12 protein-coding genes are annotated in these 12,002 nt (G+C 67.2%); 8 read left to right on the forward strand and 4 right to left on the reverse strand.

What is annotated here, in order from left to right:
- Positions 1-54 precede the first annotated feature (54 nt).
- Both AB8808_RS19925 and AB8808_RS19930 read right to left on the reverse strand, forming a co-directional pair.
- On the reverse strand, positions 55-1,164 hold the full coding sequence (locus AB8808_RS19925) for a FecR family protein (RefSeq protein WP_369925331.1): 1,110 nt from the start codon (positions 1,162-1,164) through the stop codon (positions 55-57).
- Positions 1,157-1,663: an RNA polymerase sigma factor gene (locus AB8808_RS19930; protein WP_369925333.1), complete on the reverse strand. Its 507-nt coding sequence runs from the start codon at positions 1,661-1,663 to the stop codon at positions 1,157-1,159. Before AB8808_RS19930 ends, AB8808_RS19925 begins: the two co-directional genes overlap by 8 nt.
- A gap of 277 nt (positions 1,664-1,940) precedes the next feature.
- Here AB8808_RS19930 and radC point away from each other — a divergent pair, with 277 nt between their 5' ends.
- The 3 genes from radC (at position 1,941) to AB8808_RS19945 (ending at position 5,518) form a co-directional block, all read left to right on the forward strand.
- Complete coding sequence (gene radC, locus AB8808_RS19935) at positions 1,941-2,612, forward strand: RadC family protein (protein WP_369931298.1); 672 nt, start codon at positions 1,941-1,943, stop codon at positions 2,610-2,612.
- A 468-nt stretch (positions 2,613-3,080) separates the two neighbouring features.
- Positions 3,081-4,769 (forward strand): arginine--tRNA ligase, encoded by a 1,689-nt coding sequence (argS, locus tag AB8808_RS19940; protein ID WP_369925334.1) that lies wholly within the window; start codon positions 3,081-3,083, stop codon positions 4,767-4,769.
- Positions 4,769-5,518 (forward strand): SPOR domain-containing protein, encoded by a 750-nt coding sequence (locus AB8808_RS19945; RefSeq protein ID WP_036139021.1) that lies wholly within the window; start codon positions 4,769-4,771, stop codon positions 5,516-5,518. Before argS ends, AB8808_RS19945 begins: the two co-directional genes overlap by 1 nt.
- Positions 5,519-5,547: 29 nt before the next feature.
- Here the strand turns inward: AB8808_RS19945 and speA are convergent, their stop codons facing one another.
- Positions 5,548-7,449 carry an arginine decarboxylase gene (gene speA, locus AB8808_RS19950; protein WP_369925337.1) on the reverse strand — a complete coding sequence of 634 codons (1,902 nt, stop codon included), beginning with the start codon at positions 7,447-7,449 and terminating at the stop codon, positions 5,548-5,550.
- Between the two features lie 296 nt (positions 7,450-7,745).
- Here speA and speE point away from each other — a divergent pair, with 296 nt between their 5' ends.
- Positions 7,746-8,603 carry a polyamine aminopropyltransferase gene (speE, locus tag AB8808_RS19955; protein ID WP_036139019.1) on the forward strand — a complete coding sequence of 286 codons (858 nt, stop codon included), beginning with the start codon at positions 7,746-7,748 and terminating at the stop codon, positions 8,601-8,603.
- Positions 8,604-8,762: 159 nt separating this feature from the next.
- Here speE and AB8808_RS19960 read toward each other — a convergent pair whose 3' ends face one another.
- Positions 8,763-9,806 (reverse strand): hypothetical protein, encoded by a 1,044-nt coding sequence (locus AB8808_RS19960; protein ID WP_369925339.1) that lies wholly within the window; start codon positions 9,804-9,806, stop codon positions 8,763-8,765.
- 175 nt (positions 9,807-9,981) lie between these two features.
- Here AB8808_RS19960 and AB8808_RS19965 point away from each other — a divergent pair, with 175 nt between their 5' ends.
- The 4 genes from AB8808_RS19965 to AB8808_RS19980 all read left to right on the forward strand — a co-directional run bounded on the left by AB8808_RS19965 (position 9,982) and on the right by AB8808_RS19980 (position 11,964).
- Positions 9,982-10,179, forward strand: coding sequence for a hypothetical protein (locus AB8808_RS19965; protein ID WP_036139016.1), 198 nt, complete (start codon positions 9,982-9,984; stop codon positions 10,177-10,179).
- Positions 10,180-10,242: 63 nt separating this feature from the next.
- A complete protein-coding gene (locus AB8808_RS19970; protein ID WP_369925341.1) occupies positions 10,243-10,875 on the forward strand; it encodes a nucleotide-binding protein in 633 nt (210 codons plus the stop codon).
- 57 nt (positions 10,876-10,932) lie between these two features.
- Positions 10,933-11,400: a SixA phosphatase family protein gene (locus tag AB8808_RS19975; protein ID WP_285403236.1), complete on the forward strand. Its 468-nt coding sequence runs from the start codon at positions 10,933-10,935 to the stop codon at positions 11,398-11,400.
- 9 nt (positions 11,401-11,409) lie between these two features.
- A complete protein-coding gene (locus AB8808_RS19980) occupies positions 11,410-11,964 on the forward strand; it encodes a YceI family protein (RefSeq protein WP_369925343.1) in 555 nt (184 codons plus the stop codon).
- The last annotated feature ends 38 nt before the right edge of the window (positions 11,965-12,002 follow it).

Here is a 12,002-nt window from a genome sequence, read left to right on the forward strand (position 1 = left end):
ACATACGAGTCAGGGGGAACCAGGTCGGGTACCGTTTTCTTCGTGAATCTTTTCTTACAGCCGCGCCGCGGCGCCGCCATGCCCGCGACGGGCAATATGGATACCCTCGCCGTCACGGTGCACCTGCACCCCGGGCAGCGTTTGCAGGTAGGCGATGAAACCGGACGGGTCACGCGCGTGGAAGCGCCCGCTGATCCGCGTGCCGGCCACCTGCGCATCGTCGATCAGCAGGGGCGGCTGGCCATAGTGGTTGAAGCGCCGGGCGACGTCCGCCACGGGCGCATCGTGGAAATCGATCTCCGCAGGCAACCAGGCGAGGTCGGTCGACAGGTCCGCGTGCGGCTCCAGATGGGTGAGGCTGCCGTCGCTGGCCAGGGTGGCGTGTTCGCCGGCTTTCAGGTGGGCGACGACCTGGGGTGCGCTTTTCGCCGTCCACGACCATGGCCGGTCGTCGTGCGGCGCCATCACATCGACCTGCCCGCTCAGCACGATGACCTCGCCCGCGCGGGGTGTGGCCGTGACCTGGAAAACGGTGCCGATGTCGCGGAGGGTGGTACGCCCCAAGGTCACCGTGAGCGGCGCGTCGGAACGGTGGCCCACGTCGAGCAGCATCGTTCCGTCGAGGACGGCAACGTCGCGGCGGGCGGCGTCCAGGCTCACGCGGATACGGCTGCCGCGATCGAGCTGGATGCGGCTGCCGTCGGCCAGGTCGATGCTGCGCACGGCATCGATCGGCGCGGTGTAGACGATGCCGGGTGGCGTGTCCTGCCGTGGCCATGCAGTAACCACGACCCACGCGACAGCGGCGGCCGCGGCTACCGCGCCAGCGATCCACGGCCAGCGCCGGGCACGCTTCGCGACGTGGCATGGCGGCGCGCGGCGGACAGGCTCCACGGCACCCGGACGCAGCGCGACCACCGCGGGTTCGCAGGCGGCCTGCGCGACCAGGACCGACGCGGCGACCGGATCGCGGGCGGCGGCCTCCTTCATGTCCTGGTCGAGCTGCACCGCGGCCATGTATTCGGCGACATGCGCCGGCGAGTGGCGCAGCCAGTTCACGAAGGCGACGCGCGAGGTTTCGTCCAGCCCCTCGCGACTGGCAAGCAGCCAGTGGCCGGCTTCCTCGGCGATACGCCGTGCCGCGAGCGTGGTCGGATCATGCATAACGCGCCATCCCTTGCCGGCACGCGGCCAGTCCCTTGACGATGTACTTCTTCACCATGTGCACCGACAGATCGAGCTGGTCGGCGATGTCGCGGTAACTCAGGTCATCGCGGTAGTGCAGCAGCATCACCGCGCGGCATTTCGGGGAAAGCTTCTCCATCAGCGCTAGCAGTCGCTTGCTGCGCACATCGCGATCCACTTCGGCCTCGGCATGGCACGGCGTCGCCAGGCGCTCCAGCAGGTCGTCGCGGCCGCCCTCCTCCCGCGCGCCCGGCTGCCGACCGCCCGCCCGCTGGCGAAGCAGGTTGGTGGCCACGGTGAACAGGTAGGCCTCCGGGTTGCGGATGCTCTCCGGATCGGCGGACAACAGGCGCAGGTAGGTCTCCTGGACCAGATCCTGCGCATCCCAGGCATGACCGGTGCGGCTCCGGACGTAGCGATGCAGCGGCCCGTCCTGTTCGAGCAGGACGTGGGCCAGGCCGGAGGGGGAATCGGACATCGGACTCACAGGGGCGGAGCGGCACGTGAGGCGGTTACGCCTCGGCAGAGCCTTGGGAGGCTGAGCGTAGGTAGGGTTGGTTACCGGGGTGTGACCGCAATGGCCGGCTCACTTTTTCAGAATCGTTCTATCGCCACCGGCACCCGACACGCCTACCGTGGAGATCACGCCAGCCGTCGGCCGGCCTTCGGAAACCAAGCCCATGAAACAGGGCCATCATCCTCACTCGGCAGTGCGCGACGGCGCACCGGCTTTTGTTACGCGGGCGCCGCCCGCCCTGACCATCCGGCAGTGGCCGGTGGGCGATCGGCCGCGCGAGCGCCTGCATGCCCACGGCGCGGCGGCGCTGTCCGACGCAGAGCTGCTGGCGGTCGTGCTGGGCAACGGCGTGCCCGGGCGCGATGCCGTAGCCACCGGCCGGGCGTTGCTGGCGCAGGCGGGCAGCCTGGGGCGACTGCTGGCAGACCCGGACCACCTGCCCAGGCTGGCCGGTGTCGGGCCGGCCAAACGCGCGCGGCTGGTCGCCACGATCGAACTGGCACGCCGGTCGCTGCGCGAGAAGCTGGCCGACCTCCCGGCGATCACCTCCCCCGAGGACAGCGCGGACTACCTCACAGCGCGGTTGAGGCACTTACCCTACGAAGTGTTCGCCTGCCTGTTCCTGGACAGTCGTCATCGGGTGCTCGGATACGAGGAACTGTTCCGTGGGACGCTGGACGGCGCCAGCGTCTATCCACGAGAGGTGGTGCGTGCGTGCCTGCGCTACCACGCCGGTGCCGTGATCCTCGCCCATAATCACCCCTCGGGCGCCGCCGAGCCCAGCCAGGCGGACTGCGAGATCACCCGCGTGCTGGTGGACGCCTTGGCGCTGATGGATATCCGGGTGCTGGATCACCTGGTTATCGGCCAGGGGGCACCGGTCTCGATGGCCGCTATCGGGCTGTTGTAGGCAGGATGACAGGCAAAAAAAACGGCGCGAGTGCCGCTCGCGCCGTTGGGGGTCACCACTTCGAGGGAGGGGCGCGGTGAGCCCATGTGCCCTTGGGCCGGGGAGACGCCGGGGCACGGAAAGAAGTGTGGCCAAGCGCGATGACAACGACATGACGCCCTGCATCACGGGCCATGACGACGCGCCGGGGCACTTGCGCGATTCGACTTATGCACATTCCCGCGATTTGCCACTTGGACGTCACACTTGCTGTCCTGGCACAGGAGAGTGACTCAACCAATTGTTTTGGATGGTCTTTTCTTGTTACGCAAACGTGTCAGACGGCCGTCGTGGCCTTGTGGCATGCCGGCAGCACTTATTGCCCACAGACTTATCCACAGGCTGGCGCAGGCCGATGGCGATACCCGCGACCGGGTTTCGTGCCCCTTCTGATAGGATTGCCGGTTCCATATCCGCGTCGCCCATCCCGTGAAAGCACAGCTTAAACAACTCGTCCTGCAGGCCATCGGGGCCATGCGGGAGTCCGGCAAGCTGCCGTCCGACTTCGTCGCGCCGACGTTCGTGATCGAACGCACGCGCAGCCGCGAGCACGGCGATTTTGCGACCAATGTCGCGATGATGATGGCGAAGGCCGCCGGCCGTAAGCCCCGCGACCTGGCAACCGACCTGGTCGAGTCGCTGCCGGCATCCCCGCTGGTCGGCAAGGTGGACATCGCCGGTCCCGGGTTCGTCAACTTCTTCCTGGCCCCGGCGGCCTTTCATGCCGAGATCGACAGGGCGCTGGCCGAAGGCGACCGCTACGGCCACAACCGCGATGGTGGCGGCCGCACGGCGGGCGTCGAGTTCGTCTCGGCCAATCCGACCGGTCCCCTGCATGTCGGCCACGGCCGCGCGGCGGCCATTGGCGACAGCCTCAGCCGCTTGCTGGCCGCCAGCGGCTGGAACGTGTTCCGCGAGTTCTACTACAACGACGCCGGCGTACAGATCGCCAACCTGGCGCTGTCCACGCAGGCGCGCGCCAAGGGCATCGCCCCGGATGAGGCAGGCTGGCCCGAGGCCGGCTATCGTGGCGACTACATCGCCGAAGTGGCGCGGGCCTTCCTGGCCCGCGAGTCGGTCGAGGCCGATGGCGAGACCGTCACCGCCAGCGGTGATGTGGACAGCCTGGACGATATCCGCCGTTTCGCCGTGGCCTGCCTGCGCCACGAGCAGGACCTGGACCTGAAGGCCTTCGGTGTCGAGTTCGACGTCTATTTCCTGGAGTCGTCGCTCTACAGCGAGGGCAAGGTCGCCGAGACCGTGAAGGAACTGGTCGCGCATGGCCATACCTACGAGGAAGGCGGCGCGCTCTGGCTGCGCTCGACTGACTTCGGTGACGACAAGGACCGCGTCATGCGCAAGTCCGATGGCACGTTCACCTACTTCCTGCCAGACGTGGCTTACCACCGCACCAAGTGGCAGCGCGGCTACGAACGCGCCATCACCGAGCTGGGCTCCGATCACCATGGCTCGCTGGCCCGCGTGAAGGCCGGCCTGCAGGCCCTCGACACGGGCATCCCGAAGCACTGGCCCGAATACGTGCTGCACCAGATGGTGACGGTGATGCGCGGCGGCGAGGAGGTGAAGATCTCCAAGCGAGCCGGCTCCTACGTCACCCTGCGCGACCTCATCGACGAGGCCGGACGCGACGCCACGCGTTACTTCCTGATCGCCCGCAAGGCCGACTCGCAGCTGGTCTTCGACATCGACCTGGCGCGCTCGCAGAGCAACGACAACCCGGTCTACTACATCCAGTACGCGCATGCCCGCGCCTGCCGCGTCTTCCGCGAACTGGCCGATCGTGGCCTGTCGACGGATCGGGGCAACGGGCTGGCGAAGCTCGACCTGCTCGCCACCGAGCACGAGTCGGCGCTGATGGTCGAGCTGTCGCGGTACCCGGAGATGGTCGAGTCCGCGGCGGCCAACCTGGAACCGCACCTGATCGCGCAATACCTGCGCGAGCTTGCCGGCGCGCTGCACAGCTACTATCACGAGCACAAGTGGATCGTGGACGACGCCGACCTGCGCGATGCCCGCCTCGCCCTGGTGGCGGCAACACAGCAGGTGCTGCGTAACGGCCTGGATCTGCTGGGCATTTCCGCCCCGGAGAGCATGTAATGGCGACACGCAAGAAGGCGACGAAGGGCCGTCAGGCCGTCCGCAACGGTTCCAGCGGCATGCCCGGCTGGGGCTGGGCGCTGATCGGCATCCTGGCCGGCGCGCTGCTGATGGCCTTCGCGATGCGCGGCACGTTGATCCCCATGATGCAGAAGCAGCAGGGGCCGGCGCCGAATCCCGAAGCCACCGCCCAGAAGGGCAGCGATCCGGGCGTGGTCGAGCAGACCGCGCCGGAGAAGCCCAAGAAACCCTCGTACGACTTCTACTCGGTGCTGTCGGAGAAGGAAGTCCGCATTCCGGATGCCGAGATCCGCGCCCAGGCCAGCGCCGAGGCGCAGCAGCAGAAACAACAGCAGCAGCTGCAGGCCACGCAGCAGGCGCAGGCCCAGCAGGCGGCCGCCGCGCAACAGCAGCAGGCACAGGCCCAGCAGGCCGCGGCCAACCTGCCGAAGGCCGCGACACAGACCGTCACCGCCGTGCCGGCCCAGCCGGCCGCTCCCGCTGCGACGGGCGGTTCAGGCTACCTGTTGCAGGTGGGCGCGTTCCCTAGCGCGGCCGATGCCGAAGCCCTGAAGGCCAAGCTGGCCCTGCAGGGGTTTGTCGCCAACGTGCAGTCGGTAAAGGTCGGCGCCCAGACCTACAACCGCGTACGCCTGGGGCCATTCAAGTCGGCGACCGACCTGGAAGGCACCAAGCAGCGGCTGCAGTCGGCGGGGATCAGCGCCATCGCCTTGAAGGAAGGCAGCTGACCCCCGCAAGCCGTAAACGGTAACGCCCCTTACTTCGGGGCGTCCTTGCCGACGGTCTCCGCCAGATAGGTGTAGCCGGTCAGGCCCTTGTCCAGCGATGCCGACAACACCTCCGCTTCCTCGCCGGTAATGCCGGCGGCGGCAAGACGATCGGCGTAGGACTGGCGCAGCTGTTTCACGTCGTAGCCGACGTAATCGAGCATGAGATCGGTGGTGTCGCCATGGCGGATGTGGGCGAACTCGTACCCGCTGGCCGTGGCACGAACATTCACCGCGTCGGTGTCGCCGAACAGGTTGTGGATGTCGCCCAGGGTCTCCTGGTATGCGCCCACCATGAAGATACCCAGGCGATACGACTGGTCGTCCCGCAGCGCATGCAGCGGCAGGCTGACGTCCACGCCTTCGGCATCCACGTAGTGGTCGATGCGACCATCCGAATCGCACGTCAGGTCGGCGATCACGCCGCGCCGCGTGGGCTCCTCGTCCAGCCGTGAGATCGGCACGATCGGGAAGATCTGGTCGATCGCCCAGATATCCGGCACCGACTCGAACACCGAGAAATTGACGAAGTACTTGTCGACCAGCTTCTCGTCCAGGTCGTCCAGCGCCTGGCGATGAGCGCGCTCCGCCGGCAGCAGGCGCGGGCGCACGGCATTGGCGATGGCGTAGAACAGGTCGTCCAGCTTCGCGCGGTCACGCAGGTCCAGCTGGCCCAGTGCGTACAGCGCCTGGCCCTCGGCGAAATGGTGCTGCGCCTCGTGGAAGAGCTCCAGCGGAGGACGGCTATCCAGTTCGGCGTGGGTCTCGCGCAGGTGGCGCAGCACCGTGGGCTCGTCCGCGCGCGGTTCGGGTATGGCGCCTTCCGGTACGGGCTCCACTTCCGACACGTTCACCACCATCACGGCGTGATGGGCGGTCATGGCTCGACCGGACTCGGTGAAGATGGTCGGCGCCGGCATGCCGTGTTCGGCCACGGCCTCGGCCAGCGGCTGGACGATGCTGGCGGCGTACTGGCCCAGGCTGTAATTGATCGAGTTGTAGCTGCGCGAGCGCGTGCCCTCGTAGTCCACGCCCAGGCCACCGCCGACATCGACCACGTCGATGGGCACGCCCAGCCGGTGCAGTTCGACGAAGTAACGCACCGCTTCGCGCATGCCAGCCGCGATATCGCGAACGTTGGAGATCTGCGAGCCCATGTGGAAATGCTGCAGCTTCAGCGTGTGCTTGAGGCCCGCGGCCTCCAGGCGCTCGATCAGCTCCAGCACCTGGCCGGGGCTGAGGCCGAACTTGCCCTTGTCGCCACCGGTGTTCTGCCACTTGCCGGCGCCGATCGAGGCCAGGCGCACGCGCACGCCGAGCAGCGGCTCGACATCCAGTGCCTTCGCCTCGGCGAACACGTGATCGAGCTCCGACAGCTTCTCGATCACGACGTGCACGCGCAGGCCTAGCTTGCGGCCGATCAGGGCGAGGCGGACGTATTCGCGATCCTTGTAGCCATTGCAGACCACCATGCTGCCGGGGCGGGCGTAGGCCAGCACCGCCATCAGCTCGGGCTTGGAACCGGCTTCGAGGCCGAAACCTTCTTCGCCCGCCGCGACCAGCTCGCTGACCACGCCGCGCTGCTGGTTGACCTTGATCGGGTAGATCGCCGTGTAGGAGCCGGCGTAGTCCACATCGTCGATCGCCTTGGCGAAGGCTTCCTGCAAGCGGGCGAGGCGGTCGGCGAGGATGTCCGGGAAACGGACGAGCAGCGGCAGCCGCAGTCCTTCGGCCGTGGCCTGTTCGACGATGGCGGGCAGATCGAGGGTCGGGCCCTCGTCGCCACGCGGGCGCATCTGCAGGTGGCCGTTGGCCGCGACATCGACATAGCCATTGCTCCAGTGCGGGATGGCGTAGGTCAGCTTCGCGCGTTCGGTGGTCCAGTTCGTCATGGTGGCGACGATCTCCAAGTGATTGTGTCGTGTCCCCGTGGGGGGCGCGGAACAGTCGCAGCGGCGAACCTTGACCTGAAGCGGGTCTGGCGACCGGGAGCCTCGCACGCCGCGGGGCCGACCAGACTGGGCCCGCCCCGCCGGATAGGGCGGGACAGACCTCCTAGTGTAACGGCGCCGGATGACATCCGTGTATCGCGCCTACCGGCCCGGCAGGGCGGCGACTTGGCCGATTTCGGGCCGGGAGCCGGTACAATCCCTGGTTTGGCCCCCTACCTCCTTTCAGGATTCGAGTCATGTCGCAACAGCAGCTCACCTGGTTCACCGAAGCCCATCAGGCATCGGGCTCTTCCATCGGTTTCCGCGTCGAGCGCCTGCTGCACGCCGAAAAGACCGAATTCCAGACCATCGAGATCTACCAGACGACCGACTGGGGCAACCTGATGGTGATCGATGGCTGCGTCATGCTGACCAGCCGCGACAACTTCCTGTACCACGAGATGATGACCCACCCGGCGCTGTTCACGCATGCGCGGGCCAAGCGCGTGGTGATCATCGGCGGCGGCGACTGCGGCACGCTGCGCGAGGTGCTCAAGCACGAGGAAGTGGAGAAGGCCACGCAGGTGGAGATCGACGAGCGCGTCACCCGCCTCGCCGAGGAGTATTTCCCCGAACTGTGCGAGTCCAACGGCGACCCGCGCGCCGAGCTGCTCTTCATCGACGGCATCAAGTACATGGCCGAGGCGGATCCGGAATCCATCGACCTGATCATCGTCGACTCCACCGATCCGGTCGGCCCGGCCGAGGGCCTGTTCAACGCCGCCTTCTACACCAGCTGCTACAAGGCGCTGCGTCATGGCGGCATCCTCGTGCAGCAGTCGGAGTCGCCGCTGGCGCACATCGAGCTGATCAAGGCCATGCGTTCGGCCATGCGTACGTCGGGCTTCAAGGCCGTGCGCACCCTGCCCTTCCCGCAGCCGTGCTACCCCACCGGCTGGTGGAGCTGCACCATGGCGCGCAAGGACGGCGACCTGTCCGGTTTCCGCGAGCGCGGCGCTATCAGCAAGGGCTTCCCCACGAAGTACTACAACGCCGACATCCACAAGGGCGCCCTGGCCCAGCCCGAGTTCATGCGCGAGCAGCTGGGCGACTGAGCGTCGCCGTACGATTAGCGGACTGGATGTCGATGTAGGAGCGCACGATGTGCGCGACATGTTTTCGCGAAACCTTGGGGCTGGCGCGCCAGCTCCGGGGTTTGGCCTCAACACATGTCGCGCACATCGTGCGCTCCTACAGCGTTTTGGAGGGTGTCGTCAGTGCTCGACCTTGGCCGGCTCCCAGCCGGCCGGTGCTTCCGCCGGCATGCCGTACGTGCGCAGCGCGGCCAGCACCACGCTCATTTCCGTGCCGCCGCTGCGGGCCAGCGAGAGCAGCTTCTGTGCCGTGGCCTTGTCACCCTGGGCCTGGATGTTGAGCTGGGCGAAGCGCTGCATCTGCCAGATCAGGTTCATACGCGCGGTTTTCGCGGACTGCTGGTCGGCGGTATCCGTCGACAGGGTCTCGCGCAGGTGCAGGCCGAGCGAGCGGCCCAGCGGGCTGCTACCCCATTCCAGCACCTTGGCCAGTTTCAGGCAGTCGCCCACGACACCGGCGTCGGCCTTGTTGTCTTCGCAATACTTGGCCGTGACCTGGAAACCGGGTAACGGCTGCGAGCTGGCCAGCCCGTAGACGATGACCATCTGCACGCCGGCCGCACCGGCGCCCTGCAACGGGTTGAACGTATCCGCGGGAGGCGGCAGCTGGCTGACCGAGTTGGCCAGCGCCTTGAGGCTGGAACCGAGGTAGTCGTCGTAGAGCTTGGCATTGGCGGCGCGGGTGAGATCGCTGCGCACGTCCTTGCTCGCGCCGTTGTGCTCGTCCACGCCGAGCTTGAGCAACCACACGGCGGCGTTGTCCGGCGCCTGCTTCTGCAGGGTGGCCAGGGCTTCCGTGTTCGGGCAGGCGCCGGCCTTCGCATCGCAGTCGGCCAGCAGGGCCCAGGTGACGGCCGGGCCGGCGTCCGCGTTACGCGACGCGCGCTCCAGCAGGGCGTGATAGCTGAGCACGGCGGGCGGGTTGGTCAGCGGACGCGCCAGCAGTGCCGCGCCCAGCAGGGGCTCGGCTTCGGTACGCAGTGCCAGCACGCTGGCCAGGTCTTTCTGGAACTGCAGCAAGGCCTTGGTCTGGTCTTTCTGCACCGCGGGCCCCTTGACGGGACCTTGCGCGGGGCCCTGGGCACCCGCCCACGGCGTTGCCGCGAAAGCCGGCAGCGAGAGCAGGCCCGCAAGGGCCAGGGTCAGCACGCGACATCCGCGCATCAGCCATCTCCATGAAATAAAACGACAAGAATACGGTTCGACCATGAACGCAGCCTGCGCCGTTTCGGCCCGGTCGACGACGGACATTGCTACCATCGGCCTCCGATGCGGGGGGACCGCCGATCTCATGTCAGCATGACCGCTGCACAATCCTGCGATAGAACAGGAGTTTACGATGGACCAATTCGCACTCTTCGCCAGCGAACGCGCTGGCTTCTTTGTCGGCTGGGGCACGCTTTCCCTTATCAACGCCGGCCTGGCCCAAGGCAAGAACCGCGGTGGCCTGGCCTGGTGGCTGCTGTCGCTGTTCCTCGGACCGATCGCCACGCTGATCCTCGTGGTCATGCCCAAGGTCCGCAATAAACTGTTCTGATCGCCCTTGCCTGTGGCCCACGGGTGTGTAGGCTAGGGGCCAGCCCAAAGCAGGTGCGCGCAAATGCTTACGACGCTCGTGGCAAGCAGCAAGGGGGGTTGCGGCAAGACCACACTGGTCACCCAGCTCGCCACCCATTGGGCCCAGTCCGGCAAGCAGACCGCCATCATCGATGCGGATCGACAGCAGTCCAGCCTGCGCTGGACCGCCCGGCGGCCGGAAAACGTACCGGCCGTCACCGCCCTGGAAGGCAGCCGCAAGGCCTTCGATCGCCTGCCCGAGACCATCCAGCGGGTGATCGTCGACACCCCCGCCGGGGTCACCGAGAAGGACCTCGAACCCTACCTGGACAAGGCCGACGTCATCCTGGTGCCGGTGCTGCCGTCGCATTTCGACCTCGATGCCACCCTGGACTTCCTGGCCGTGCTCCGCGCGATCCCGCGGGTGAAGCGCGGCAAGCTGCCGGTGGGCCTCGTGGGCAATCGCCTCAAGCCGTGGACCAACGCCAGCCAGGCCGCCATCGCCGAACTGGGCGAACGCGCGCCGTTTCCCGTCGTGGCGGAACTTCGCGACTCGCAGGCGTACGTCTTGCTCACGGCGCTCGGTAAGGGCATCTTCGATTACCACTCGGAAAACGTACGCGGACACCAGGACGACTGGGGAAAACTGCTTCGCTGGATCAAGCGGAGCACCTGAGCCGGCTGGGACGCGTCATGACCTGCCACACACGTGGCCTAGCGGAGGACGGTACCCATGCACGAACTCATCCTGTTGCGCCATGCCGAGGCGGAGCCCGGCACCGACGGCAAGGACGATCGCGAGCGAAAACTGACCGAGCACGGCCGCAACGAAGCGCGCGCCGCAGGCGAATGGCTGGCCAGCCACGGCGTGAAATACGACCGCATCCTCTGCTCCCCGGCGGAGCGCACCAAGGAAACCGCCGCCCTGGCGCTCGGCCAGGTCGAGCCCTCCTACGAGGCAGACATCTACGACGCGACACCGGGCGACCTCTACGACCTGCTGGACCAGCAAGCCGACGTGGAGCGCGTAGTCCTGGTCGGGCACAACCCCGGCATTGAACAACTGGTCGCCTTTCTTGTCGAAGGCAGGTCAGAGGATTATCGCGGCATGCCGCCGGGTGGCATGGCCCGACTGGTATTCAGTGATGGACTGGAACCGGGCAAGGCCAAACTCGAGACCTTCTGGTCCCCTCCCAACTGAGTCCCATGAATGCGCCACCTGCTCTGGGCTATCGCCTTGCTGCTGTCGACGATGCCGGTGTCGGCCGCCGACCTGCGGATCGACCCGACCCGTTCGCGGGCCGAGTTCAGCGTTCGCCTGCTCTGGGTAAGCACGGTCTCCGGCAGCTTCGAAAACATCCGGGGTGAGCTGGCCATCGACCATGAGGCGCGCACGGCCATCGTGCGCGCCGACCTGGCCACCGAAAGCATCACCATGGAATCGGCCCGCCTGCGGCGCTGGGTGCTGGCCCCCGAATTCTTCGACGCGGTGCATTACCCACAGATCCAGTTCGTATCCGAGCCGCTGCCGCTGGACCTCATCAGCCAGGGCGGCGACGTGAAGGGCCAGCTGACCATGCGCGGCATCACCCGTCCCGTAACCTTCCACCTCCAGGCCAACCGCTGCCCGCCGGATGCGCTGGCCGGCTGCGTGCTCCAGCTGCAAGGCATGATCGACCGCACCGACTTCGAGATGCGCGGGCGCCGGGGTGCGCTGTCCGACCGGGTGAACCTCGGCATGGCGATCGTCCTCAGCCCGCCCTGACAGACACTCACGTCGCGTTGTGACGGGTCACCTATGAT

The organism is Xanthomonas sp. NCPPB 2632, from assembly GCF_041228075.2.
Taxonomy (GTDB): domain Bacteria; phylum Pseudomonadota; class Gammaproteobacteria; order Xanthomonadales; family Rhodanobacteraceae; genus Luteibacter.